Genomic DNA, 25,187 nt, shown 5'->3' on the forward strand with positions numbered 1-25,187 from the left:
GCTGGCACTGTCGTGGCTGGCACTGTCGGGGCGCCGACATCCCGGACATGCCGATGGCCCATCGAGCGATGGGCCATCGATGCGTGGGGTGGGCTGCTCAGCAGTTCAGCCCGATGATGCAGGCGGTCAGCACGCCGTGGTGAGCACCGGCAGGGGCAACGCTGGCCGCGGTGTGCGCCGGCGCGGCGGGCGTGGGAGCCGCAGAGACCGTGCCGGCGCCCAGGCCGGCGAACCCGACGGCGACAGCGAGCGCGGCGGCCCCGCCGAAGGTGGTGAGCGTCATCTTCTTCATCGGAGTGTCCTCTCGATAGTTGTTCAACGTCTGCCAGTAGACTCTGGCTAAACCATACACCTATGCAACTATTGATGGAACATAAACTATGATGAAGCATCATTTTGTGGCGCTTTTCACGCCGCAATCGGGCCGCCATGCGGCAAGCCGAACCGGCGCGCGGCGTGATGCAAGACATCAGATGGTATGCCCGGGTGCCGGGCAGCAAAGCGAGGCGGACCCGGCTTCAGGACCCCAAGGGGACGGTCACTGCTGCTTGGTGATCAGCTTCCGCAGCTTCACCCCATCGGGGGCCAGCAACTCGGCGATGCGGGGCTTGTTCACCTCGGCAACGATGATCTCCCCGACCTCCTGGTAGACCTCGCTGAAGATTCCGTGGGACTTCATCTTTTCGGTCTGATACAGGTTGTCCTCGGTCGGTGTCACGTAATACACCGCGTCCGCCTTGAAGCGGTGCACCAGCCACAGGTGGATCACCGTCATCAGCCGTTTCTGGCGCAGCTTCTCTGCGAAGGTGTTCTGATCACGCACCTGCAGGATGCTGCGACCGTGCCGGTCCTTGATCGGGTCGACCACGACGTTGGCCAGCTGCTCGTCGCCATTGGAGCTCTCGCCGTAGATGCCCAATTCCAGGACGTCGGATCCCGCGCGGCGAGGGCGCAGCGTCACGCGCAGTTTCTCGCCCAGCTGATAATGCTCGCTCCACAACGCCAGCCATTCCTCGAGCAGCTTCTTGGGCACCTCGGTCTGCGCGAGGTGCTGATGCTGAGTCGAGCCCTTGCCCATGGCCTTCGTCGTGGCGGTGCGGCCCGAGGACGCGGCCAGCGCGGCGTCGCTGCGGGGCCCGCCGACCAGGGTTTGCGGCGTCCGGTAGGGCGACTCGACGAGACGCATCTTGCGCTGCAGGCGGGCCAGCGCCAGCATGCCGTCCTGGCGCAGGTTGGTGGCGAACTCCTCGGCGGCCACGCCGTCGATCTGGTGTCCGCCGTAGGTGATGAAGTTGAAGACGAAGCCCATCTTCCCGAGCTCCTCGGGGAAACGTTTCATCTCCTCGTCGCTCATGCCGGTGGTGTCCCAGTTGAACGACGGCGACAGGTTGTACGCCAGCATCTGGTCGGGATATTCGGCGTGAATGGCGTCGGCGAACTGTTTGGCGTCGGCGAGGTCCGCCGTTTTCGTCTCCATCCAGAGAATGTCGGCGAACGGCGCGACGGCCAGCGACTTGGCGATGGCATACGGGATGCCGCCGCGGATTTGGTAGTAACCTTCCGGAGTCTTGGCCAGCTCGCAGTCCCACGGTGAGTCGACGCCCAATTCCCGGGCCTTTTCCCGTGCGGCGTACAGCGATGCGCGCGAGGCGAATTGACGCCATTCCGCGGGGCTCATGGCCGGGGGCTCGTCGTCTTTTTCACTGAACTCGAGTACTTCGGCAATGGCTTCGCCGTAGGTCATCAGGCCGGCATCGTCCTCCCACGCGGCGACAAATCGCGACTCGACTTGGTCGAAGAGGTCGTCGATGGCGTGCTGCCCGTTTTCCCGCCACTGCGTGACCGCGTCAGAGATCAGCGACTGGATGCCCTGACGCTCCAGCCACGCGTTGGCGATCCCGTACTCACCCTCGGCGAGGGCGTAGAGGAGATGGCCGTTGAGTTCGGTGACACCCAACTCGTAGAAGCGGCGCACCATCGCCAAGAAGCACGCCTTGTACGACGGGATGCCAAGGTTGGTCACACCGAGCAGGAACGGTTGGTCGCGCTCGTCGGCGCGGCTGTCGATCAGGTTGGCCGCCTCGGCGTCGGTGCGGGCCACGATGATGCCGGGCACGCCCATGACGTCGAGCTGGAACCGCGCCGCATTGAGGCGCTTGATCTGCTCGTCGGACGGCACCAAGACCTTGCCGCCTTGATGTCCGCACTTCTTGGTACCCGGGCGCTGGTCCTCGATGTGATAGCCGGGCACCCCCACCTCGACGAAACGCCGAATCAGGTTGCGCACGTGCGGGTCACCACCGTGGCCGGTGTCGGCGTCGGCGATGATGAACGGGCGGAAGTCGTACTCCTTGGTGCTATCGCGCTGCTGTTCACTCATGTGCAGCCGCTGATAATGCTGATTGCGGTCGGCCGTGAGCAGCGCGCGCACCAGAACCGCGGCATCGTCGGGCACCTGGCTCAGCGGGTAGGACGCGAGGTCGGGGCCGGGGTCTTCGGTGGTCGACCCCTTGGCCGAGGTTGCCCAGCCGCCGAGGTAGATGCCTTCGATGCCCATCCGCTTCATGCTCACGGCTTGCCCCGGCGAATACGGCCCGAAGGTGGTGATGCACTGCTTGGCCTCGAACAGCTCGCGCAGCCGCGGGTAGAAAGCCGTCGCGGCTTCCCGCGCAACGGTGTAGTCGGTCGGGATCGTGCCGCGTTGCTCTACCACCTGGCGGGCCGTATAGAGACGAATGATCCCGGCAAAACGCGGATCGTCAAAATATCGCTGCGTGGCCGCGGTTTCCTGCTCGAAGGGTGCGGGGACTTCGGTGTCCGCGTCGATGATGGCCATGGCCTTAGGCTCCTCTTTCCTAGAAGAATCCGCTGAACGTGAGTCTATCCCCGCAATCGGCGTTTCAATCATGGAAATTCAGCCAATCCAAAACGGACTTGTTGCGCCGAATTTCGGCACCAGCATCCCGGCCCGAAACAACAAATCTATTATCTAGCAAGGCATTTCGCTCCCCTTCGGGAGTGTCATTTGGGCCCCGTGCCGAACGGTAGGCCAATTCAGCAAACAGTTGTCGGGGGCAAACCGGAGGGAACTGCCGCCGCCAGCAAACGGCCGCCACGGTGATTGCAGGTTATATCGTCGCGGCGCGCCGCCGCAGCCAATCGCGCTGACGACGGATGAACGGGGCGCCGACCACGCCGCCATGGCCGGGAACGTAGATCGCCGCCTCTCCGACCGTCGCCAGGAGCCGATCCAGGGTCTGCGGCCAGGCGGACACATCGGAGTCGGCGTCGATCGCCGGGTCGGCCGACTCCTCGACGAGGTCGCCGGTAAAGATCACGGCCCGACTACCGTGCTCGCCCACCGCGGGTGCGGCGACGACCAGATCCGACGCGGTGTGACCACGGCCGAGGTGGCGCACCCTCACCTCTCGACCGCCGAGATCGACGACGAGGTCCGCAATCCCGTGTCGCGGCGGCCGCAGCGCTGCGATCGCTTGGTCGATCTCGTCGGCATCGGCGCCGTGACTCAACGCATCGGCCCGAAGTTGGTTCTGGCCCGACGACATGGCGTCCACTACCTCCGGGGCACAATGGATCTCGGCACCGGCAAACTGTCCGGAACCCAAGATGTGGTCGAAATGCTTGTGCGTCAACACAATATGAGTGACGGCGGTACTCGCGAGTTCTTCGACATCCCGCTCGATCGCGGCCGCTTAGGTAAGCGTGGTACCGGTGTCGACGAGCAGCGCGCCGCCGCCACCAACCACCAGGCCCACGGTCACGTCGCAGAATGGCAGCCGGCAGCGATACACGCCGGGGGTCAGTCGCTGCCAGGCGAATCGCATGAGAGCACGCTAACTTCCGCACCGCTCCCGGAAATGGTTGACTGTCCAAAATTCCCGCCACAAGGGTCGACGCAGACTTCGAAGGGGAACGCGGTGCGCGTAGTCGTCATCACCAAACACGGAGACCCGTCGGTCCTGCAGGTACAGCACCGGCCCGATCCGGCCCCGCCGGGGACGGGGCAGCTGCAGATCGCGGTCCGCGCGGCCGGGGTAAATTTCGCCGACCATCTCGCCCGGGTCGGCATGTATCCGGACGTGCCGAAACTTCCGGCGGTGGTGGGCTACGAGGTCGCCGGGACCGTTACGGCCGTCGGCGACGGCGTCGATGCCGGGCTGGTAGGCGAACGCGTCTTGGCCGGAACACGATTCGGTGGCTACGCCGAAATCGTCAACGTTGCCGTCAGCGACTCGGTGGTGCTGCCCGCCGCGCTCAGCTTCGAGCAGGGAGCGGCGGTGCCGGTCAACTACGCGACCGCTTGGGCCGCGCTGCACGGCTACGGTTCGCTGCGCCGGGGCGAACGGGTGCTGATCCACGCCGCCGCGGGTGGGGTGGGCATCGCGGCCATCCAGTTCGCCAAGTCCGCCGGGGCCGAGGTGCACGGTACCGCCTCACCGGGCAAACATCACAAGCTCACCGAGTTCGGCGTGGATCGGGCGATCGACTACCGCCGCGACGGGTGGTGGAAGGGGCTCGACCCTTACGACATCGTCCTGGACGCGCTGGGCGGCACCTCGCTGCGGCGATCCTATGCATTGTTGCGGCCCGGCGGAAGGCTTGTCGGATATGGCGTTTCGGCGATGCAACAGGGCGACAAACGTTCGCTGCGCACCGCCGCACCGCACGCGTTGTCGATGCTGCGCGGCTTCAATCTGCTCACGCAGCTGCAGGATTCCAAGGCGGTGATCGGCTTGAACATGCTGCGGCTGTGGGACGACCGCGGCACCCTGGAGCCCTGGATCGCGCCACTGACCGAGGCGTTGCGCGACGGCGTCGTGTCCCCCGTCGTACATGCGGCCGTGCCGTTCGCCGAGGCGCCCACCGCGCACCGGATCCTGGCGGCGCGGGAGAACATCGGCAAAGTGGTGCTGGTGCCCTGACGCCGCGCGTTTGGGCGGCCTCCGCCGTGGCTATCTAGCCTGCATGGCCGTCTCCGATTCCCGCGAACTCGTCATCGAAGCGACACCCGGGGAGATCATGGACGTGCTGTTCGACATCGAGTCGTTGCCCGAGTGGTCCCCGGCGCATCAGAAGGTCGAGGTCCTGGAGCGTGACGACGATGGTCATCCGGTCCGATCCCGCCAGGTCGTCAAGATCGTGGGCGTCAGTGAGGAACAGGAGCTGGCGTACTCGGTGCACGACGACGGCGTGAGTTGGACGCTGGTGAGCGCCAAACAGCAACGCGCACAGGACGCCCGGTACACGTTGACCCCCGAGGGTGATTCCACCCGGGTGCGGTTCGACCTGTCGGTCGACCTCACCGCACCGGTGCCCGGATTCTTGATCAAGAAGGGAACCAAGGGCCTGATGGACACCGCGACCAAGGGGCTTCGGCGCCGCGTGCTCGACGTCAAAAAGCGCGGTTAGGCAGCTGTCCGGCGGCGCTGTCTTCTGCCGCCGCGGTTAGCGACACTGGTGGTTATGAAACTCAACGTGGTCTCGAAGATCGGCCCGGGCGTCGTCGCGCTGGCGCTGGCCGGTGCCGGCGGTGCCAGCATTGCCAACGCGGCGCCGCTGACGATCAGCAGTCCGGCCTTCGCCGACGGCGCGCCGATACCGGCGCAGTACACCTGCAAAGGCGCCGACACCGCGCCGCCGTTGACGTGGTCGGCGCCGTACGGGGCGGCACTGGTGGTCGACGATCCGGACGCCGTGCACGGCGTCTTCGTGCACTGGATCGTGACGGGAATTCCGTTCGGATCCGGCCATACGGCAGACGGTCAGACACCCGGCGGCGGCACCGTGCTGCCGAACACGGCGGGCCGGCCGGCCTACCAGGGGCCCTGTCCGCCGGCAGGCACCGGCACCCATCGCTACCGATTCACGCTCTACCAGCTGCCCAACGATTACCAGCCGCCCGCCGGATTGGCCGGCGTGCAGGCGGCCCAGGCGATCGCGGCCGCCGCGACCGCGCAGGCACAGCTGATCGGAACGTTCAGCGGCTGATCGGTTGCCGGTCCTCGAGAACCTGGTAGGCCGCGTTGTAGCCGGGCGTGAATGTGATGCCCGGGCCGCCATGGCATCCCGCGCCGCCCAGGTACAGACCCGCAATGGGGATCGGCATGTCGAGGAAGCCTTTCGGGCCGGGCCGGTTGGGGCCCATCAGGTCCGGATGCAGTAGCCCGTGGCAGAAGTCGCCGGCGGGTGCGCCAAACATCGTGTTCATGTGGTAGGGCGCGAACGTGATGTGCCGGATCACGATGTCCTTGAAATTGGGCGCGAATTTGCCGATCTTGTCGATAACGCGTTGCGCCATTTCACTTTTCAGATGCCCATGCTGGTCGCGGCCAACCTCGACCGGGAACGCGTAGGCAAATGCGCTGGCCGCGTGCTTGCCGGGTGGCGCCATGTCGGGGTCGTGTACCGACGGGATCTGCATGCCGATCGACGGATTGTCCGGGACCAGGCCCTGCCGACAGATCTCCCATTGCCGCTGTTGCTCTTCCGGAGACCCGAAGATGCCGATCGACTGCTGCATGCCGGCCTCGTTCAGGAATTCGTACGGCGGTGCGAATTCGGGCAGCCCGTCCAGCGCGAAATGAAGCTGCACGAACGAGGCACGGTGGTCGCGGCCACCGACGCGGGAAAGCAGTTCTGCCGGAACATGTTCGGGGGCAATGAGTTCGGTGAGGGTGACATCGGGTGAGAGGTTGGAGACCACGACGGGGGCCGACAGGGTCGAACCGTCCCGCAGGCGCACCCCGGTCACCGCGTCGTGCTCGACCACAATCTGCGCGACCTTGGCCCGGTAGCGGAGCTCGCCGCCGTGGGATTCGAACAGCTCCCGGAGATGTTCGGTGAGTGCGCCGATGCCGCCTTTGAGCTTGGTCATCATCGCGGTCTCGGCGTCCTCGGGCACGGCGAGCGCGAAGGCCAGGCACGCGGCGCTGCCCGGTGTGTACGGGCCACGGTAGGTGGAGTTGACTGCCAAGAAGGCCAGCATCCCGCGGATCACCGCATGTTTGTCTTTGTCAGGCAGGAAGCGGTCGATCACGTCCATCGCCGAACCGAACAGCATTTCGTGAATGGCCCTGCGCTCGGCCTCGTTGGTCGCACAGGCGTACATCTCGTCGAGGGTCTTGGGCGCCCGACACACGTCGAATCGGCCGAGCGCCCGCGCCGGGGCCTGACTCCAGCCGATCAGGCCGGCCATGCCGGTGACGGCGTCGATGCCGTGCCGCTCCCCGAGGTGGGTCATCAGTCGCATCGGGTCGCGGTAGAAGATCATCGGCGGTTCGCCGTTTTCGCCGATATTCGTCGACATCACTTTGGGTTCCAGCGCGGGCAGGGTGTCCAGACCGAGGTCCTTGGCGAGCTGGCCGGCCAGCGGGAACTGCACCGAGCCGGCGATCTCGAAGCGAAACCCGTCGATCAGCTCGACGGTGGCCGCCATGCCGCCGGCGTAGGTGTTGGCTTCCAGGCACACCGTCCTCAGACCGGCGCGTTGCAAAATCGCGGCGGCGGCCAGCCCGTTGTGCCCCGCCCCCACCACGATGGCGTCGTAGTCCGTTCGGCTCATGGTTGCGGCTCCGATCTCCCTCGACGACGTGCGCGGCTTCAGAATATGTCAGTACTGACATAATGGGAAGATGTCAGTGCTGACCTGACGGGTGGGATACGATCGGCGCGACATGACCTTGCCGGGCAACACGCCGATCAACCGCCACCAGCTGCGTCGCCGATCCACGCATGAGGCGCTGCGTCAGGCCGCGCTGAAGAGCTTCGCCCGCAAGGGATTTGCGAACGTCACCGTCACCCAGCTGGCGGCTGAGGCCGGCGTCACCGAACGCACCTTCTTCCGGCACTTCCCGACCAAGGAGTCGGTGCTGTTCCAGGATTACGAGACACAGCTGGAGTGGCTGGCCGAGGCCCTCGCGCAGCGACCCGACTCCGAGTCGCTCTACGACGCCATCCTGGCCAGCGTCGCGACGTTCCCGCACGATCTCGAGGTGGTCCGGCAGGCCGCGACCGCCCGCAGCGAGTTGATCAGTGCCGAACGCATCGCGGGTCATCTGCGAGTGGTGCAATCGTCATTCGCCGCGGTGTTGACCGATTTCATCAGAAAGCGCAACGCGCTGGTGCCGAACGTCGATCTGTCCGCCGAGGTCGCGGGCGCCGCACTGGCCGCGGCTTTGGTTGTGGCCGTAGAACATTGGGGCCGCAACCGGTGCGTCGACGATCTTGGCGAGTTGGTCGCCACGAGTCTGGAACTGGTCCGCTCCGGCTTGGCGACGCTGACCTGATACGGCGCACGACGCAGGCGCTGGCTCAGGTGCTAGCTCAGGTGCTCTCGGCGGCCGCGCTGGCCACGGCCGCCGCGACGAAGCGGCGCAACTGGGCATTGCGAGCGCGCGGCAGAAATGCCAGCGCCACCGCGCTCTGCGGCGCACCCCGCAAGGTGATGAACCGCACGCCGGGGTGAATGTTGCGCCGGATGGCGACGTCGGGAATCACGCCGATGCCGCGGTCGGCGGCGACCGACTCGATCCATTCGTCGAAATTCGAGGTCTCCACAACGGTTTTCGGCCCTGCTCCCGGGGGCCACGACCACGGACCGGTGGTGCCGCTGGCCACGTTGACCACCAGCGGCCAGCGCGGGACTTCGGCCCAATCCAACTCCGACCTTTCGGCCAGGCGGGAATGCACCGAACACACCGCGACCCGGGTCTCGTCGAACAAGTGCACCACCCGCAGGGCGGTAGCGGTTACCTGACCGCGCACGACCGCAACGTCGACCTTGCCCTGCTGCACCGCGCTCAGCGCGTCGTCGGTGCGTACCAGGCTGACCGTCGTTTTGGTGTCGTGTTCGAAGCGGGCAACCGTGTCCTGCGCCCACGGGTCGGGCAACAGCCAACTGAATCCCAGGCGAATACTTGCCTCCCGTCGGAGTGCGGCCACGCCGCGTTCGAGTTCGGCAAGGACTCGTTCGACGTGGCCGAAAAAGGTTCGCCCGGCGCGCGTCATCTCGACGTGGCGCGAGCTCCGATCCAGCAGCGTGACGCCGAGCGCGTCCTCTAACTGCTGGATGGTGCGGCTCAGTGCCGGCTGGGTGATCGCCAGTTCCGCGGCGGCGTGGGTGAAGGACTGCAGCCGCGCCACCGCTTCGAACGCGCGCAGGTGCCGCAACTCGATGCGGCCGCCGTCCAGTACACCCATGTCTGACAAGCATAGATGCGTGCTGACAGGCATTTCACAGCCGCATGGAGGTGGTTCTACCGTCGTAGTCGACGCAACAAAAGGAGAGACGGTGCCGCTCATCTACATCGACCTCATCGAGGGACGCACGCCCACCGAGGTTCGCGACCTACAAGACGCTGTCCACGACGCCGTGGTTGAGGCGTTCGGCGTGCCCCCACGCGATCGCTACCAGGTCGTGCGCACTCATTCGAGGCACGAGATGGTGGCCTGGGACACCGGTCTGGGCATCGACCGCACGGAAAAGCTGGCCGTGGTGCATGTGGTGAGCAGACAGCGCACCCGGGCGATGAAGGAAAAGTTCTACGAGCTGCTGGCCACGAATCTGGCCGAGAACTGCGGGCTGGACCCGGCCGATCTGATCGTGTCGATCACCGAAAACGGCGACGAGGACTGGTCTTTCGGCCACGGCCGGGCGCAGTTTTTGACCGGGGAACTGCAATGAGCGCAGCGACCCGGCTCACCAGCCGCTTAGGCATCGAGCACCCGATTTTGCTGGCGCCGATGGCCCTGGCTTCCGGGGGCGAGCTCGCGGCCGCGGTGAGCCACGCCGGTGGGCTTGGCCTGATCGGCGGCGGTTACGGCAACGCCGAGTGGTTGCAACGCGAATTCGACCGGGCCGGGTCGGCACGAGTGGGATGCGGCTTCATCACCTGGAGCCTGGCCCGCAACCCCGGACTGCTCGATCAGGTGCTGGAGCGCAAACCCGCGGCAATCATGCTGTCGTTCGGCGATTTTGGAGCGTTCGCCGAACGCATTCACCAGGCGGGAGTTCCGCTCATCGCCCAAGTGCAGACCCTCGACCACGCGCGACGCGCGGTGGACACCGGGGCCGACGTCATCGCGGCGCAAGGTGGCGAGGCCGGCGGGCACGGAATGACCGCGCGTTCCACGTTCACCTTGGTGCCCGACGTCGTCGACCTGACCTCCGCCCGGTCCCCCGACACGCTCGTGGTGGCCGCCGGCGGTATCGCCGACGGCCGCGGTCTGGCCGCGGCGTTGGCGCTGGGCGCGGACGGCGCGCTGGTCGGCACCCGGCTCTGGGCGAGCCAGGAGGCCTTGGTCTCGGCGCGCGCCCACCAGCGGGCGGTCGCCGCCACCGGCGACGACACCGTTCGCACCTGCGTGTACGACGTTGTGCGACAACTTGATTGGCCCGATGACTACAACGCTCGGGCGCTGCGCAACGGCTTCCTCGACACCTGGCATGGCAACGAGCAGCAGCTGTCGGCAGCTCTGCCGGAGGCCGTGAAGACTTTCCAAAACGCCGTCGCGGCAGAGGATTTCGATGCGGCCGCGATCCTCGTCGGCGAAGCGATCGGGCTGGTGCGTGAGGTCCGCCCGGCCGCGGACATCGTCCGTGACATGGCGCACGACGCGGCGCGCATTTTGAGCTGGACGAGCTGACGAAACTCAGTACAGCGGCGACCATTCGGAGGTGCGCAGCAACCGGCTCGTCCACTGGTCCCGCAAGTCCAGGGCGTCGTACATCCAGGTGCCGGGAGCGCGGTACTCGGCGGGGATGTGACTGCGCAGCAAATCGAGCAGTGCGTCGGGCCGGCTGATCCGCTGCATCAGGATGACCTCGCGCCGCACGTGACTGCCGAGGGCGGGCTGGAACGCGGCGTGCATGCTCAGCATCGACGACGGTGCTTCCAAACTCTTCGCATACACCTCGCCACAGCGGACGATGTATTCGTCGAACTTGTCCTCGTACGGCCACATCGTGTCTTCCATGTACAGCGTCATCTCGTGTTCGCGGCCGTCAACCGGAATCTCGTGGAGCGCCACGTCATGCAGCGGCGACCAGGGCAGCGGCATCAGCAGCTTCGCGTCGACCTCGTGGCGCAGCTCATCGATGTGATGCAGCCAATCCTGCAGATCACCCTTTTGTACCCGCAGGTTCACCCGTTCCCACGCCGCTCCGTCGCGCACGGCGGTGACGGTCACGACGGTGTACGCGGGCCCGCTGCCATGTGCCTGGTTGGCGTACCACAGCAACCGGGCGTCGTCGCCGCGGCCGAGCAACGGCATCCACGCGTCGCGGAACGCCGCCTCGAATTCGTCCTCCTTGCGGCCGCGCACCGTGTGCAATTCGTGCATGAACAGCACGCACAAACCTCCCAATCGGCGGCGCCGGGCTGCAGGCCGCTGCACGGACCGTAACGCCGCCGGTTGCGGGCGTCCAGGCCCGGTGCAGCCCAGGCGCAATTGGCCGAGGTGAACGACCTAGACAGTCGACTCGAGCATCTGGTTTGCTCGACTCGGTACCGTCCTTTGCGGGCAGGAGTTCGGTGATGCCAAGGCTCAACGTGCCGGAGCGCCCGGTGACGAGGCCATCGACCACGAGCCGGGCGTCCGGAAGGAACCAATGGACATCGCCACCGTCGACGAGCTGCTGAGCACTACGCGGTCGGTTCGTAAACGCCTTGACCTGACCCGTCCGGTCGGTCGCGACGTCATCCTGGAGTGCATCCGGCTGGCGATGCAGGCACCCACGGCCAGCAACTCGCAGGACTGGCGCTGGTTGGTGATCACCGATCCGGACAAGCGGGCGGCGATCGCCGAGATCTACCGTGGCATCGGCGCCCAATATCTGGCGCAGGCAGCCGACACCGCGGCCGACCCCCAGACGCGGCGCGTGTACCAGAGCGCGATGACCCTGACCGACACCCTGGCCCAGGTCCCGGTACACGTCATCCCCTGTCTCACCCAGCGCATCGACACCGCCGAACCCGGCATTGCCGCCGCCGCATGGGCCTCGATCATCCCGGCCGGCTGGAGCTTTTTGCTCGCGTTGCGCTCGCGCGGGTTGGGGTCGGTGTGGACCACGATGCATCTGTTCAAGGAGCGCGAGGTTGCCGAGCTGCTCGGCATTCCGCCGACCGTTACGCAGGCGGCGCTGTTCCCAGTCGCCTACACGATCGGCACCGACTTCCGCCCGGCCAAGCGGCCGCCCGCACAGACCATCACGTTTTGGGATACCTGGAAACAGACGGTTGGAGAACCCTGATGCAGTCCTACACCGTGCGATTCCACATCGACGCGCCGCCGCGCAAAGTGTGGCGAGTGCTGCACCCGCCGGCGCCGCCGAACGCCCCGCGGCCGCGGGTACTCACCTGGCCGACCGGCAGCATGGAGATCCTCAACGAGGGCAACGAAGCCGGTGAGGGCCTGGTGCGCACCTGCATCTTCGAGGTTCCCAAGTACCTGCTGACCGGCGGCCGGGCCCGATCCTGGGAAACGGTGATCGAGGCCGAGCTGAACAAGCTGTCGCGATATGTGGCCGTCGGCGCCCCGCTCTGGTCCCGCGCCGAGGGCTACCACCAGCTCGAGGAGCAGCCGGACGGCACTACTGTGCTGACGTTTCACGAGACCTATCACGCCTACAACCCGGTGCTGCGGTTTTTCCTCGAACGCCCGGTACACGCGAAGATTTCCCGGGACAACCTGCAGACCTACGAGCACGCGCTCGGCTACGCGGGCAAGGTGCGGCGGCTCAACTGACGGTCGGCGCCGCCCGACGGATTTCACACCGGTATGAATTGGGTTCTCGACTCGGTACCCTCGATTTCTATGGGTGGAAAACCGACTGCGACACGGTGTGCGGTTGCGGGTCTGCTGGTCGCGGGCTGGGCGGCGTCCGCGGTCGTTGCCAATGCCGACCCGGACGAAACACGAGGACCGGCCCCCGGCCCGGCGGCGTCCCCGTCCCCGGCGGCCTCGCCGGCACCCGCGCCGTCCGCGTCACCGTCACCCGGTGCCTCACCGGCACCCCCGGCGCCGAAGACGGTGATGGACAAGGACGGCCTGTACGCGGTGGGCACCGACATCGTGCCCGGCATCTACAGCAGCGCCGGCCCCGTCGGCGACGGCACCTGCTATTGGAAGCGGACGTCCAACCCGGACGGCGCCCTGATCGACAACTCGCTCACCAAAAAACCACAGATCGTTCGGATCGAGCCGACGGACAAGGCGTTTAAGACCGACGGTTGCCAGCCCTGGCAGCTGACCCCGGACGCCACACCGCCCCCGGACGTCTCCGGTCCGGTCGCCGGCGCCCAGGTTCAGGGCCTCATCGGGGGTCTCAACGGGCTGCTCGCGCCGCACGGACAGCGCGTACCCGGTACCTGATCGTGGCCGACGGCTCCCGCGAGCAGATCATCGTCGTCGGGGCCGGGGTCAGCGGGTTGACATCGGCGCTGTGCCTGGCCGAAGCCGGATGGCCGGTGCGGATCTGGACGGCCGCACCCCCCCAACAGACCACGTCCGTCGTCGCGGGTGCGGTATGGGCTCCGCCGCGCCCCGCCGAGCGTGCCGTCGAGACCCCGGGGTGGACCGAGATCTCACTCGGCGTATTTCGCCAACTCGCCGCCGAACCCGACACCGGGGTGCGTTTGGCGCCGGCGCTGAGCGTCGGTCAATTGAGCGCCACCGAGGCGATGTCGTCGGCCGCGCGGTTGATCCCGGAACTTCGGCCCGCCGAGCCCGCCGAACTGCCGGACGGCCACGAAATGGGTTTCCGCGCCACCGTGCCGATGATCGACATGCCGCACTATCTGGACTACCTCACCCGCCGACTTGCCGCGGCCGGATGCGAGATCGAGGAACATCCGGTGCGGTCGCTATCCGAGGCCGCCGACGTCGCCCCCGTCGTCATCAACTGCACGGGGCTCGGCGCGCGCACCCTGGCCGGTGACGACACGGTGCGACCGTTGTTCGGTCAGCACGTAGTGCTCGCGAATCCTGGTCTGCAGCAATTGTTTTTGGAGATCAACGCCGGTCCGGAGTGGGTCTGCTTCTTTCCGCACCCGCAGCGGGTGGTCTGTGGCGGGATCAGCATCGCGGATCGCTGGGATACCACCCCCGAACCCGACATCACCGATCGCATCCTCGAGCGTTGCCGCCGGATCGAACCGAGGCTGCGCAGCGCCGAGGTCATCGAAACGATCACCGGGTTACGGCCCGGCCGGCCGAGGGTGCGACTGGAGGTCGAGACGCTCGGCCCGGCGCGCTGCATCCACAACTACGGCCACGGCGGCAACGGTGTGACCCTGTCCTGGGGGTGCGCGCACGAGGTGGTGCGCCTCGTCAGCCCTGCTCGCCGACCGGCGTGAGAGCCGTTTCGACGGTGGTGTAGGTCGGCAGCAACCGGCGCAGACCGCATGCGGCGATGGTTCGGGCCATCACGGGCTGGTGGGTGACCAGCCGCAGCGCAATCCCGCGGTTGCGGCACTGCACCGCCTGGTGCGCCAGCGCGGCGTACCCGCACGAACCCATGAAGTCGAGCTCGCGAACGTCGATGACGATCGGACCCGGCGCGACGGCTTCGGCGGCGCTGCGGCTCAGCAGGTCCTGCCAGGTTCGCTCGTTACTCGCATCGATGTCGCCGCCGACGGTGATGACCACCGAAGAACCCGCCCGCTCGGTGACGGCGCGCAAACCACTTGGTGCATCACCAGCATGGGGGTGTCCGTTGTGGGGCGGAGAAATTCCCCTCGCGGCAGTGTCCATCTTCGCGACATCCCGTCGTCGTAGGCAGTTCGGGCGACGCCGTCCGTATCCCGATTAGGCCGGCAGGGTTGTCGTCAAACCGACCCCCGCCGGTTTTCACGTCGCTGCTAAGCATATGTGGAATTGGCAATCCGGGGCATGAATTGCGCAAATTGCCGAATTTCGCGCGGCCGCGCACAGTCGAAGGGCACTGAGACCCTTACTATTTCAGGAACGGTAGCAACGAAGGCCGAGCCGGTGGAGCATACGTGAGCATTGATTACGCGCTTAACGCTCACATCGCCACCATTACCATCAACCGCCCCGAGACACGTAACTCGCTGGACATGGAACATTTCCGCGATTTGGCACACGCGTGGGCCGACTTTCGCGACGACGAAAGCGCCTGGGTTGCCGTTGTCACCGGTGTGGGACGGGATTTCTGCACCGGCGCCGATCTGAAAAAGTTCATTCCGGAACTCACCGGGGACCTGCCCAGGCCCGACAGGTGGGATGCGCTGGACGCCATCCATGCGGTGCTGCACCGGTTTCCGGTGTACAAACCGATCATCGCCGCGGTGAACGGCACCTGCGTCGCGGGCGGCTTCGAGATGTTGGGCTGCACCGACATTCGTGTCGCTGTGCCCTCGGCGCGGTTCGCGGTGATGGAACCCAAGCGGGGGCTGTTCGCCGGCGGCGGCAGCACGGTGCGACTGCCGCGCCAAATCCCCTACGCGTTGGCGATGGAGTTGCTGTTGACCGCCGACATGGTGGACGCCCAACGCGCTCTGGCGATGGGGTTGCTCAACCGGGTGGTCCCGCCGGAGCGGTTGATGGATGTCGCTTATGGCTACGCAGAGCGCATCGCGGCCAACGCGCCGCTGGCGGTATTTGCGACCAAGCAGTCGGCCGTCGAGGGCTTGGCGCTGGACCTCGACGCCGCCTACGACAACGAAACACGGCACAGCGACCGGGTTTTCGAGACCGAGGACGCGAAGGAAGGTCCGCGCGCCTTCGCCGAGAAGCGACCACCGCGGTGGCAGGCGCGGTGAACGTCAGCGGGCGCGGCGGTTGACGTCGCCGACAACCATGGACAACAACCAGCTGACGATCGACAACAGGATGGCGGCCCAGATCGTCGTCCACCAGAAATGGTCGATCGCCAATCCCCACTGCGTGGTGTGCTCGGTGATCTGGGCGGTGATCCATAACATCAGCGCATTGACCACGATGTGGAACAACCCGAGCGTGAGAATGTAGAGCGGGATCGACAGGATCTGGACGATCGGCTTGATGAAGGCATTGACCAGACCGAAGATCACCGCGACGACGAAGATGATGCCGGCCCGCTGCAGCTTAGTGTCACCGCCGACGAACGTGATCCCAGGAACGAACTTTGTGACCAACCAAAGCGCAAACCCGGTCACCACGGCGCGAAGCAGGAACGCCTTCATGCCCCGATCCTTCCATTGCGGGTGCGCACCGGACAGCCGGCTCGGCTGGACGGCTGCGGCTAACCGTTGCCGCGCTGCCCCTCCGACGCCAGATGCTTCACCATCTGGCAAAGGTTGACCACGGCCGCGCTCAACTTGGAAATCGTCGCGTCCCGGTCCGCCAGGCATGACTGCCAATCGGGAAACTCCGCCGGCGGTTTCTGGTTGTCCGCGTTGACGTGGATTTTCTCCTCAATCTGGTCGCACAGGTCAGCGAGGGTCAATTGTCCCGGCGAACTGATGTCGGAGAACCATTTGTCAGTCATAGATTGTCGCCTTCCGAAGAATCCCAGGAACCTAATTCAACCCGTAGAACCGCTGCGCGTTGCGGCCACCGATTTTTTCTCGCGCATCTTCGCTGATGTCCGCACGGGTGCGCAGGTGCTTGGTGCTCTCCGGCCACTCGCCGTCCCAATGCGGATAGTCGCTGGCGAACATGATGAAGTCATCGCCCAGCACGTCGATCACCCCGGGCAGGATCGGCTCTTCCGGCTCGCACGTCACGAAGATATTGCCCGCCGAAAGGTATTCATGCGGATCGCGCCGCCAACCGTGCTCAACCCAATCCCCGCGCTTCTCGTAATGCTCGTGCAAACGATCGATGAAGAACGGGACCCAGCCCGCGCCGGCCTCGAGGAATGCCACCCGCAAGCGGGGATGGCGTTCGAAGACACCCCCGGACACCATCGCGGTCATCGCCGTCATCTGGTCGAACGGGAAGCTGATGCAGTGCACCTGGATGTAGTTGGTGAAGCGGTCGACGCCGATCTTCGGGAGGTGGATACCCGGGGCGCCGTGAATGCCCAGCGGCATCTGCAGGTCTACGGCGGCGGCATAGAACGGGTCGAGATCTGGATGGTCGAGGTTGCGGGTCTTCAGCGCCGGCGGGACGAGCGTGGCCACCAGGCCGAGCTCCTTGGCCTCGGTCATGACGTCGATGGCCAGCCGCCCGTGTTCGACCGGGGTCACCGCCACGCCCCGCAACCGACCGTTGGACGAGGCGCAGTAGTCGGCGATCCATTGGTTGTAGAGGCGGGCAAATCCCGCGGCGAACTGCGGGTCTTCCAGGCTCGGCGCGCACAACCCGAGGCTGGGATACAACACCATGGTGTCGATGTGATCGCGATCGGCGTCACTGAGCACCCCGGCGGGCGACGAACAATTGATGTTGGGCGACTTGCTGATTCCGTGCTCGGGCGGGCAACCCGCGCCCGGCCCGCGATCCTCCGGATAGTTGCGGCCTTCGATCATCAGTCGCCGCCGCCGGTCCGTGCTGGGCTTGATGCCGTCGGGCCAGCGTTTGATTGCTTCGATCGCCAACGACGAGTTTTCGGCGACGTGTCCGTCGGCGTCGATAATCCGCATGTATCGGGAACTTACTCTTGCTGTTTTCACCGCGGAACCGGCTCGCGCCGACGCGCAGTCTGCGCCAGGATGCTTTGGTGACACGAGAAAAGATCAATGCCGATCAACGCAATTCGTTCATCGCGGCAATGCTCGGTTGGACGATGGACGCCTTCGATTACTTCATCGTGGTGTTCGTCTACGCCGACATCGCAAAGACCTTCCACCACAGCAAGGCCGAAGTCGCGTTCATCACGACGGCGACCCTGATGATGCGCCCGGTGGGCGCGTTGTTGTTCGGGCTGTGGGCCGACCGAGTCGGCCGGCGGACCCCGCTGATGGTCGACGTGATCTTTTACTCGGTGGTCGGCTTCCTGTGCGCGTTCGCGCCCAACTTCACCGTCCTGGTGATCCTGCGACTGTTGTATGGCCTGGGCATGGGCGGCGAATGGGGCCTGGGCGCCGCGTTGGCCATGGAGAAGGTTCCCGTCGAACGGCGCGGGTTCTTCTCCGGGCTGCTGCAGGAGGGCTACGCGCTCGGCTACCTGCTGGCGAGTCTGAGCTCCCTGGTGGTGTTGGACTGGCTGGGTCTGTCGTGGCGCTGGCTGTTCGGGCTGTCCATCATCCCCGCGCTGATCAGCCTGATCATCCGGTACCGGGTGCGGGAGTCCGAGGTGTGGGAAGCCGCCCAGGACCAAATGAAGCTCACCAACACCAGGATCCGCGACGTGCTGCGCGACCGCGCGATCATCCGCCGCTTCATCTACCTGGTGTTGCTGATGACCGCCTTCAACTGGATGAGCCACGGCACGCAGGATGTCTACCCCACCTTCCTGAGTTCCACGGCCAACCACGGGGCCGGCCTGGATCCGGTGACGGTCAAGTGGATTGTGGTGGTGTACAACGTCGGTGCCATCATCGGCGGGCTGTTCTTCGGCTCGTTGTCGCAGCGATTCAGTCGCCGCTACACGGTGATCTTCTGCGCGCTGCTGGGGCTGCCGATCGTGCCGATGTTCGCCTTTTCCCGGACCGCGGCGATGTTGTGCCTTGGCTCGTTCTTGATGCAGGTCTGCGTGCAGGGCGCCTGGGGCGTGATCCCCGCGCACCTCACCGAGATGTCGCCGGATGCCATCCGCGGCCTCTACCCCGGTGTCACTTACCAGCTCGGCAACCTGCTCGCCGCGTTCAACCTGCCGATCCAGGAGCGCCTGGCGGAGTCGCATGGTTATCCGTTCGCGTTGGCCGCCACGATCGTGCCGGTGTTCCTGGCCGTGGGGTTTTTGACCCTGATCGGCAAGGACGCGACCGGGATCCGCTTCGGAACGAAGGAAACCGTCTTTCTGCCAACAGAAGTGCGCTGATCACACCGCAGCTTCGCCGCTCAGCGCCCGGCGCAGCATGTGCATCGCGACCGTCGTCGAGCGTTCCCGGATGTCGGAGCGATTGCCGGGCAGTCGCAACGTGCGGGTGACTATCTGGTCCGCGCTGCCGGGGCCGCCGAGGCGCACGGTGAAGCAGACCGTCCCCACCGGCTTGTCCGGGGTTCCCCCGCCGGGTCCGGCGATACCGGTGATCGCGACGGCGGTATCGGCGTCGAAGCGCCGGGCGGCACCCGCCGCCATCGCCTCGGCCACCGGTTCCGACACCGCGCCGTGGGCCTCGATCAGTGCGGGGTCGACGCCGAGCAATCCGATCTTGGCCTCGTTGGAATAGCTCACGACGCCGCCCATCACGTAGTCCGAAGAGCCGGGCCGGTCGGTGAGCCGGGCGGCGACCAACCCGGCGGTGCAGGACTCCGCGGTCGCGATCCGGCGGCCGGCCAGTAGACGGGCGACCACGTCGTCGACCTGCGAGCCGTCCTCGGAATACAGCTGCTGGCCGTGCCGGTCCCGCATCAGCTGCGTCAGCCGGGCATAAGCCTCCGACGCGGCCGGTTCGTAGCGGGTGACCATTTCGATCTCGCCGCGGCGTAGGCAGGTGGTGATTTCCAGCGACTCGAATCCCGGTACGGCGCGTTCGGCGTCACGCAGCGTCTCGGCCAGCCCCGACTCGGGCAGCCCGAACATCCGCAGGGTTTCCTGACGGTAGATCGTGCGGCCGGCGATCGCCTGCTGAGCCGCGGGAGTCTGGATGGCCTTGTGCCACATCGGCTGCAGCTCGCGCGGCGGGCCGGGAAGCACGATCACCGTCGGCTTCCCCGGTACCACGACCCCCGGCGCGGTGCCCACCGGATCGAGCACCTGCGCGCCGGCGGGAATCATCGCCTGCTTACGGTTGGCGGCGCGCACCGCCTCAAAGCTTTCCGAATCGAAGTGCGCCATAAGCCTTTTGAGGATGTTCGCGATCTTGCCTTCGACCTCCGAGTCGAGGACCAGGTCACGGCCACAGAAGCGGGACACCACCTCGACGGTCATGTCGTCAGCGGTGGGCCCCAGGCCGCCGCTGGTGACGATCAGGTCCACGCCCTGATCGGCCAGGAAACGTAGTTGGGCCTCGATGTCGGCGGGCCGGTCGCCACAGATCGTGATGTGGGCGAGTTCTACACCCAGTTCCAGCAGCCGGTCGGCGATCCACGGGCCGTTCTTGTCCTGGACTCGTCCGGTGAGGACCTCGGTTCCGGTGACGACGATGCCTGCGCGTGCGCTCACCGGCATGAGCCTACTGGCGTAAGGCGCGGGCGGGGTTAACCCTCGGCCAGGTGGCGCTCGACCGTCGCCACCTTCTGCGTTATCGCGTCCTTGGCACCGGCGCGCGAGTCCACCTTGATCACGGTGCTGACCCGGGGTGCCCGAGCGGCGACCACGTCGACGGCGCGCTGGACGACGGCCATGACCTCGTCCCAGGTATCGCCCTCGATGACGGTGAACATCGAATTCGTTTCATTCGGCAAACCGGACTCCCGCACCACGCGAATCGCGTCGGCAACGAGCTCACTGACGCCATCGCTCACGCCCAGCGGAGTGACGGAAAACGCGACTAGGACAGACACCGAAGCGAGCCTACCCGGCCGGTTTGGCAGCATCGAGCCATGCGGGTTCTGGTGCAACGAGTCTCGTCGGCAACGGTGACGGTCGATGGTCGGATGGTCGGCGCCATCAGGCCGCAGGGTCAGGGTTTGCTCGCGTTCGTCGGAGTGACCCACGACGACGACCTTGGCAAGGCCCGACGCCTTGCCGAAAAGCTATGGACGCTACGGATTCTCGCCGATGAGCGGGCCGCGGCAGACGTCGGTGCACCGGTCTTGGTGGTGAGCCAATTCACGCTGTACGCCGATACCGCCAAGGGCCGAAGACCGTCCTGGAATGCTGCGGCTCCCGGCGCGGTCGCCGAGCCGCTGGTCGCTGCGTTCGCCGACGCGTTGCGCGGGTTGGGTGCCGTGGTCGAGACCGGCGTGTTCGGCGCACACATGCAAATCGAGTTGATCAACGACGGGCCGGTAACGGTGCTCCTGGAACTGTGAGGGCCCGGCCGCGGGTACCGTGGTGCTGTCGGCGCTTACAGAGAGGGACGACCATGAGCACTGGGCCCCAATACGGCTCGCTCCGTTCCGATGACGACCAGTGGGACATCGTCAGCAGCGTTGGTTATACCGCGTTGCTGGTAGCGGGTTGGCGCGCCGTGCACGCGCTGAGTCCTCGACCGCTGGTGCGAGACGAGTTCGCAAAGGTTTTCATCGCAGCCGCGCAAGACCCGTATTTGGCGGACGTGCTTGCCAATCCGGGCAGTAACGACGACGAGACCGCATTTCCGCGGTTATACGGCGTGCAGACGAAATTTTTCGACGACTTTTTCGGCTCCGCGGGTGTGGTCGGCATACGGCAGGCGGTAATCGTCGCGGCGGGGTTGGACTCGCGGGCCTACCGACTTCAATGGCCCTCCGGAACAAGTGTTTTCGAAATCGACCTGCCGAAAGTCCTGGATTTCAAGGCGCGAGTGCTGGGCGAACATGGCGCGGTGCCGCGGGCCAATCGCGTCGAGGTCGCCGCCGACCTGCGCACCGATTGGTCCCGCCCGTTGGAGGCGGCCGGTTTTGACACCGAGATGCCCAGCGCTTGGTCGGTCGAGGGGATATTGCCGTATCTGACCGACGAGGCCCAGAACACGCTTTTCACCCGGATCAGTGGGCTCAGCGCTCCCGGCAGCCGAATCGCCATCGGCGCACTGGGATCGCGCCTCGACCACGATCGGCTTGCAGCGCTGGAAAGCGAGTATCCCGGCGTCAACATGTCAGGCAACGTGGACTTTTCCGCCCTGACTTACGAGCCCAAGGGTGATCCCGCCGGATGGCTGGCCGCGCACGGCTGGTCGGTCGACCCGGTGCGCACCACGCTGGATTTGCAGCGCGGCTATGGTTTGACGCCCCCCGAGGTCGACGTGAAGATCGACGCCTTCATGCATTCGCAGTACATCACCGCGACCCGGTAGCGGGATCCGCCGGGACGTCCAAACCGTTAGGGCGTCAGCAGAATCTTGACATCGTCGCCGGACCGCGCCTCGGCGGCGGCGTAGCCCTTGGCCGCCTCGTCCAACGGCAACGACGTGGTGAAGATGCCGTCGACGTCGAGGCGCCCGGACTGCAACAGCGGCACCAGCTCTGCCCAGGTGCGCTGCACCGGTGCCGTGGTCATCCGCAGCGTGATGCTGCGAATCAGGCAACCCAAGGCGTTGAGCGGAAACGGATTCATGTCGTGCACGCCGACGACCGAAACCGTGCCACCGGGGCGCACCGCGTTGAGCGCATCGGTCAGCGAGGCGTCGGTCGCGACGGCGTCGATCACGGCATCGGCGCCGCGGCCGCCCGTCGCGGCCAGGATGGCCTCGACCGCCGGTGCCTTGATCGGCGTGGCCCCCCACTCGGCGGCACGGTTCAACCGACCATCCACCCGGTCGACGGCGAAAACGGTTGCCGCACCTTGAAACTGAGCGCTACGCAGGGAACACAACCCGACCGCGCCGAGGCCGAACACCGCCACGGTTCCGCCCAGCGGAATGTCGGCGCGCTGGGCCGCGGCCCAGCCGGTCGGCAAGTTGTCGGTGAGCAGCAGCGCCTGCTCGGTGGTGATGCCCTCCGGCATCTTCAACAGCTGGAAATCCGCGGCGGGGACGGCCAGCAGGTCGGCCTGCGCTCCGCCGAGCAAGCCGCCGCCGAAAATCTGGAAGCCGGCGTAACACATGACGGGATCGCGGGTGGCACACCCCGGGCAGGCGCCGCAGCCGGTCACCGACGACACCATCACCCGATCTCCGGGCCGGACCGTGCGCACTTCGGTGCCGACATCGACGACCGTCCCGATTGCTTCGTGCCCCAACGCGATCGGGTCGGGAATCGGGAAGTCGGCTTCGTAGAAATGCAGATCCGAGCCGCAGATGCCCGCGGCGGTGACTTCGATGATCGCGCCGTCGTCGCCCGGCAGGGCTGGATCAGGGCGGGTGTCGACCCGGATGCTGCGGGGGCCGTCGACGACTACGGTGCGCATTGCGGAGTGCTCACTTTCTGATCCGACTTCGAATCACGTTGGCGCACAATGAATTGCGACCAGTCGGGCTCACGCACCGCGGCCCAGTACTGGTTGAGGCGCCACGGGCTGACGGTGTGAATTTCCCCGTCAGCGTTCTTGAAGTAGGAGTGCTTGACCGCGGGGTGTGACCACACCATCTTCTTGATCTGTTCCTGCGTGCGTCGATGCCAATCGTTGGCGGCCTCGGCCGTGGGCTCCATCGAGTGCACATCGGGTTCGGTCAGCCGCTTCAGGCACTGATCGATGTAGCGCATCTGCAGCTCGGACTGGAAGATCAGGCTGCCGCCGTGGGCGAGGTGGGTGCCCGGCCCGTAGATGATGAAGAAGTTGGGGAAGTTCGGAACCGTGATGCCCAGATAGGCGTACGGTCGACTCCCCCACATTTCGTGCAGATCGATTCCGTTGCGTCCGGTCACTTTCAGCGGCCACAACACCTCGGTGTGCCGAAACCCGGTGGCGTAGACGATGATGTCGGCGTCATGCGCCACGCCGTCTTCGGTCACCACCGCGTGCGGCGTGATTTTCCGGATCGGCGTGCGGACCAGTTCGACATTGTCGCGCCGTAGGGTGTTAAGCCAGCTGCCGTTGTCCTGCAGGGTCCGTTTGCCGCAGGCGGGGTAGTCGGGCAGCACCTTGGCCAACAGTTCCTCGTCGTCACCGACCTGGGCGGTGATCCACTGCGAGAACATCGTCGCCGCGGCGGCATTGATGTCGCTGACCGCCGCGTCTTGGTCGGGATAGTCGGGGTCGGCCTCCGCCGCGTCCAGGCCTTTGTCCGAGCCGGGCCACAGCACCAGGAACCGGTACCAGCGTCCGTAGAACGGCAGGTGGCGCAGTGCCCAGCGCACGCCGTCGCCGACTTCGTCGTGGTACATCGCGTTCGGGAACATCCACTGTGCGGTTCGCTGGAACACGGTCAGTTGTGCGACGTCACCGGCGATTGCCGGCGCGATCTGAAAGCCGCTGGCGCCCGCACCGATAAGTGCGACCCGCTTGCCGGTGATATCGACCGAATGATCCCAGGCCGCAGAGTGAAACGACGGCCCGGCAAAAGTTGTGGCGCCGTCGAATTCGGGGATCTGCGGTCGGTTGAGCTGGCCGACGGCGGTGATCAGCGCCCGCGCCCGCAGTTCGGTGGTCTGGCCGTCGGTGCCGCGCAGCGCGACGGCCCAATTGCCGTCGGTGTCGTCCCACTCGGCGGCCAAAACCTCGGTGTTCCAACGGATGTGCTCGGCCAAGTCGTGCTTGTTCATCACCTCGGTGAAGTAATGCTGCAGTTCATCCTGCTCGGCGAAGAAATGAGACCAGTCGTTGTTGGGTTCGAAGCTGTAGCAATAGAAATGGTTCGCCACATCGACGCGGGCGCCGGGATAGCTGTTCTCCCACCACGTCCCGCCGGGGCCGGCGTTCTTTTCGACGATCGTGAACGAGATGTTGGCCTGTTTGAGCCGGATGCCGGCCAGCAGACCGGATTCGCCGCATCCGACGACGAGCACCGGCAGCCCGGCCGCGCGCTCGGCGGGTATCGGCGCCGGGCGGCGGGGGTCGAGGCCGTCCAGGTCGAGTTCTTCGGAGACCAGCGGCAGGTAGTCGTCGGGCACATGTTCGCAGGCCGCCCAGTCCAGCATCTCCCGGATCAGTGCCGGGCCCAGCGGTGCGGGCTCGGGGCAGCCGCGGTCGCGGTAGTCGGCGATCACGGTGAGCGCGTCGGCGCGGGCGCGGGCTTTGTCCTCCTCGGACATGAACCCTTGCACCTCGTTGAGGAAGATGCCCATCTGCTTGTACTCGCGGATGAATCGCGGGTCACCGGTGATGTGCACGAGCGACAGCAGCAGCGTGGGGATGCTGACGTCCTCTAGCGCCCTCCCGATCTCCGGGGTCGGCGTGGCGAAAGGGCGGCCGGAATAGGGGCTGCGCATCGAGCCGATCCTTTCGACGGGTGAGGGCCGATTACGCTACTAGCCGTGTCGTAATTGGCAGCACTACGCTACCCGCTGCCGACAGGGCTGATCAAGGGTCGTCGTCGTCGGGGCTGAGCAGCTGTTCGGGGTGATGGACGCTGTTGGTGCGGGGTTGGCCT

The 25,187-nt window shown here is 66.1% G+C and carries 27 protein-coding genes and 1 pseudogene; 14 read left to right on the top strand and 14 right to left on the bottom strand.

The features are described 5' to 3' along the window. Positions 1 to 97: 97 nt before the first annotated feature. The 3 genes and pseudogenes from AWC25_RS00315 to AWC25_RS00325 form a co-directional block, all read right to left on the bottom strand. A complete protein-coding gene (locus AWC25_RS00315; RefSeq protein WP_069402694.1) occupies positions 98 to 292 on the bottom strand; it encodes a hypothetical protein in 195 nt (64 codons plus the stop codon). A gap of 246 nt (positions 293 to 538) precedes the next feature. Then, positions 539 to 2,836: an isocitrate lyase ICL2 gene (gene aceA, locus AWC25_RS00320; RefSeq protein ID WP_085166186.1), complete on the bottom strand. Its 2,298-nt coding sequence runs from the start codon at positions 2,834 to 2,836 to the stop codon at positions 539 to 541. A 292-nt stretch (positions 2,837 to 3,128) separates the two neighbouring features. After that, positions 3,129 to 3,845, bottom strand: a pseudogene (locus AWC25_RS00325) (MBL fold metallo-hydrolase). A 93-nt stretch (positions 3,846 to 3,938) separates the two neighbouring features. On the opposite strand from AWC25_RS00325, the gene AWC25_RS00330 reads away from it, so the two are divergent. The 3 genes from AWC25_RS00330 to AWC25_RS00340 are packed head-to-tail and all read left to right on the top strand — an operon-like array spanning position 3,939 to position 6,009. Further along, complete coding sequence (locus AWC25_RS00330) at positions 3,939 to 4,943, top strand: zinc-binding dehydrogenase (RefSeq protein WP_069402692.1); 1,005 nt, start codon at positions 3,939 to 3,941, stop codon at positions 4,941 to 4,943. A gap of 43 nt (positions 4,944 to 4,986) precedes the next feature. Beyond that, positions 4,987 to 5,430 (top strand): SRPBCC family protein, encoded by a 444-nt coding sequence (locus tag AWC25_RS00335; protein WP_069402691.1) that lies wholly within the window; start codon positions 4,987 to 4,989, stop codon positions 5,428 to 5,430. Between the two features lie 54 nt (positions 5,431 to 5,484). Next, complete coding sequence (locus AWC25_RS00340) at positions 5,485 to 6,009, top strand: YbhB/YbcL family Raf kinase inhibitor-like protein (RefSeq protein WP_069402690.1); 525 nt, start codon at positions 5,485 to 5,487, stop codon at positions 6,007 to 6,009. On the opposite strand, the gene AWC25_RS00345 is transcribed toward AWC25_RS00340, so the two are convergent. Continuing rightward, positions 5,999 to 7,582, bottom strand: a complete 1,584-nt coding sequence (locus AWC25_RS00345; RefSeq protein WP_069402689.1) for a phytoene desaturase family protein — start codon at positions 7,580 to 7,582, stop codon at positions 5,999 to 6,001. The genes AWC25_RS00340 and AWC25_RS00345 overlap by 11 nt on opposite strands. Positions 7,583 to 7,694: 112 nt before the next feature. Between AWC25_RS00345 and AWC25_RS00350 the strand changes: the two genes are divergently transcribed. After that, on the top strand, positions 7,695 to 8,306 hold the full coding sequence (locus AWC25_RS00350; RefSeq protein ID WP_069402697.1) for a TetR/AcrR family transcriptional regulator: 612 nt from the start codon (positions 7,695 to 7,697) through the stop codon (positions 8,304 to 8,306). Between the two features lie 37 nt (positions 8,307 to 8,343). On the opposite strand, the gene AWC25_RS00355 is transcribed toward AWC25_RS00350, so the two are convergent. Next, on the bottom strand, positions 8,344 to 9,219 hold the full coding sequence (locus AWC25_RS00355; RefSeq protein ID WP_069402688.1) for a LysR family transcriptional regulator: 876 nt from the start codon (positions 9,217 to 9,219) through the stop codon (positions 8,344 to 8,346). Between the two features lie 91 nt (positions 9,220 to 9,310). Here AWC25_RS00355 and AWC25_RS00360 point away from each other — a divergent pair, with 91 nt between their 5' ends. Next, positions 9,311 to 9,703, top strand: a complete 393-nt coding sequence (locus AWC25_RS00360) for a tautomerase family protein (protein ID WP_069402687.1) — start codon at positions 9,311 to 9,313, stop codon at positions 9,701 to 9,703. Next, positions 9,700 to 10,665, top strand: coding sequence for an NAD(P)H-dependent flavin oxidoreductase (locus AWC25_RS00365; RefSeq protein WP_069402686.1), 966 nt, complete (start codon positions 9,700 to 9,702; stop codon positions 10,663 to 10,665). The genes AWC25_RS00360 and AWC25_RS00365 overlap by 4 nt, the downstream gene beginning before the upstream one ends. Positions 10,666 to 10,671: 6 nt before the next feature. Here the strand turns inward: AWC25_RS00365 and AWC25_RS00370 are convergent, their stop codons facing one another. Then, positions 10,672 to 11,361, bottom strand: a complete 690-nt coding sequence (locus AWC25_RS00370) for a hypothetical protein (protein ID WP_244899434.1) — start codon at positions 11,359 to 11,361, stop codon at positions 10,672 to 10,674. 268 nt (positions 11,362 to 11,629) lie between these two features. Between AWC25_RS00370 and AWC25_RS00375 the strand changes: the two genes are divergently transcribed. From AWC25_RS00375 to AWC25_RS00390, 4 genes are all read left to right on the top strand, one after another. After that, on the top strand, positions 11,630 to 12,271 hold the full coding sequence (locus AWC25_RS00375; RefSeq protein WP_069402684.1) for a nitroreductase family protein: 642 nt from the start codon (positions 11,630 to 11,632) through the stop codon (positions 12,269 to 12,271). Further along, the gene (locus tag AWC25_RS00380) at positions 12,271 to 12,765 is read left to right on the top strand and encodes an SRPBCC family protein (protein ID WP_085166188.1); all 495 of its coding nucleotides are present in this window, start codon (positions 12,271 to 12,273) and stop codon (positions 12,763 to 12,765) included. Before AWC25_RS00375 ends, AWC25_RS00380 begins: the two co-directional genes overlap by 1 nt. Positions 12,766 to 12,834: 69 nt before the next feature. Then, positions 12,835 to 13,392 (top strand): Rv1352/Rv1906c domain-containing protein, encoded by a 558-nt coding sequence (locus tag AWC25_RS00385; RefSeq protein WP_069402682.1) that lies wholly within the window; start codon positions 12,835 to 12,837, stop codon positions 13,390 to 13,392. Positions 13,393 to 13,394: 2 nt separating this feature from the next. Further along, a complete protein-coding gene (locus AWC25_RS00390) occupies positions 13,395 to 14,375 on the top strand; it encodes an FAD-dependent oxidoreductase (protein ID WP_211281002.1) in 981 nt (326 codons plus the stop codon). Here the strand turns inward: AWC25_RS00390 and AWC25_RS00395 are convergent. Continuing rightward, the gene (locus AWC25_RS00395) at positions 14,350 to 14,772 is read right to left on the bottom strand and encodes an anti-sigma factor antagonist (RefSeq protein WP_069402681.1); all 423 of its coding nucleotides are present in this window, start codon (positions 14,770 to 14,772) and stop codon (positions 14,350 to 14,352) included. The genes AWC25_RS00390 and AWC25_RS00395 overlap by 26 nt on opposite strands. A gap of 248 nt (positions 14,773 to 15,020) precedes the next feature. Between AWC25_RS00395 and AWC25_RS00400 the strand changes: the two genes are divergently transcribed. Next, on the top strand, positions 15,021 to 15,803 hold the full coding sequence (locus AWC25_RS00400; RefSeq protein WP_085166189.1) for an enoyl-CoA hydratase/isomerase family protein: 783 nt from the start codon (positions 15,021 to 15,023) through the stop codon (positions 15,801 to 15,803). Between the two features lie 3 nt (positions 15,804 to 15,806). On the opposite strand, the gene AWC25_RS00405 is transcribed toward AWC25_RS00400, so the two are convergent. The 3 genes from AWC25_RS00405 to AWC25_RS00415 are packed head-to-tail and all read right to left on the bottom strand — an operon-like array spanning position 15,807 to position 17,609. Beyond that, entirely contained in the window at positions 15,807 to 16,205 is a 399-nt protein-coding gene (locus tag AWC25_RS00405; RefSeq protein WP_085166190.1) for a phage holin family protein, read from the bottom strand. Positions 16,206 to 16,264: 59 nt separating this feature from the next. Further along, a complete protein-coding gene (locus AWC25_RS00410) occupies positions 16,265 to 16,510 on the bottom strand; it encodes a ubiquitin family protein (RefSeq protein ID WP_069402678.1) in 246 nt (81 codons plus the stop codon). 31 nt (positions 16,511 to 16,541) lie between these two features. Continuing rightward, positions 16,542 to 17,609 carry an amidohydrolase family protein gene (locus AWC25_RS00415; RefSeq protein WP_085166191.1) on the bottom strand — a complete coding sequence of 356 codons (1,068 nt, stop codon included), beginning with the start codon at positions 17,607 to 17,609 and terminating at the stop codon, positions 16,542 to 16,544. Between the two features lie 128 nt (positions 17,610 to 17,737). Here AWC25_RS00415 and AWC25_RS00420 point away from each other — a divergent pair, with 128 nt between their 5' ends. Further along, positions 17,738 to 18,949 (top strand): MFS transporter, encoded by a 1,212-nt coding sequence (locus AWC25_RS00420; protein ID WP_169717095.1) that lies wholly within the window; start codon positions 17,738 to 17,740, stop codon positions 18,947 to 18,949. On the opposite strand, the gene AWC25_RS00425 is transcribed toward AWC25_RS00420, so the two are convergent. Further along, entirely contained in the window at positions 18,950 to 20,236 is a 1,287-nt protein-coding gene (locus tag AWC25_RS00425) for a competence/damage-inducible protein A (protein ID WP_459421651.1), read from the bottom strand. It abuts the gene before it with no gap. A 35-nt stretch (positions 20,237 to 20,271) separates the two neighbouring features. Beyond that, positions 20,272 to 20,577 carry an MTH1187 family thiamine-binding protein gene (locus tag AWC25_RS00430; RefSeq protein WP_069402675.1) on the bottom strand — a complete coding sequence of 102 codons (306 nt, stop codon included), beginning with the start codon at positions 20,575 to 20,577 and terminating at the stop codon, positions 20,272 to 20,274. 39 nt (positions 20,578 to 20,616) lie between these two features. Between AWC25_RS00430 and dtd the strand changes: the two genes are divergently transcribed. Both dtd and AWC25_RS00440 read left to right on the top strand, forming a co-directional pair. Beyond that, positions 20,617 to 21,048, top strand: a complete 432-nt coding sequence (dtd, locus tag AWC25_RS00435) for a D-aminoacyl-tRNA deacylase (RefSeq protein WP_069402674.1) — start codon at positions 20,617 to 20,619, stop codon at positions 21,046 to 21,048. Between the two features lie 53 nt (positions 21,049 to 21,101). Beyond that, positions 21,102 to 22,013, top strand: a complete 912-nt coding sequence (locus AWC25_RS00440) for a class I SAM-dependent methyltransferase (RefSeq protein ID WP_085166192.1) — start codon at positions 21,102 to 21,104, stop codon at positions 22,011 to 22,013. A 26-nt stretch (positions 22,014 to 22,039) separates the two neighbouring features. Here the strand turns inward: AWC25_RS00440 and AWC25_RS00445 are convergent, their stop codons facing one another. Both AWC25_RS00445 and AWC25_RS00450 read right to left on the bottom strand, forming a co-directional pair. Beyond that, a complete protein-coding gene (locus AWC25_RS00445; protein ID WP_085166193.1) occupies positions 22,040 to 23,065 on the bottom strand; it encodes an alcohol dehydrogenase catalytic domain-containing protein in 1,026 nt (341 codons plus the stop codon). Further along, a complete protein-coding gene (locus tag AWC25_RS00450) occupies positions 23,053 to 25,026 on the bottom strand; it encodes a flavin-containing monooxygenase (protein ID WP_085166194.1) in 1,974 nt (657 codons plus the stop codon). Before AWC25_RS00450 ends, AWC25_RS00445 begins: the two co-directional genes overlap by 13 nt. Positions 25,027 to 25,187 lie beyond the last annotated feature (161 nt).

The organism is Mycobacterium sherrisii, from assembly GCF_002102355.1.
In the GTDB taxonomy this organism is placed as follows: Bacteria; Actinomycetota; Actinomycetes; order Mycobacteriales; family Mycobacteriaceae; genus Mycobacterium; species Mycobacterium sherrisii.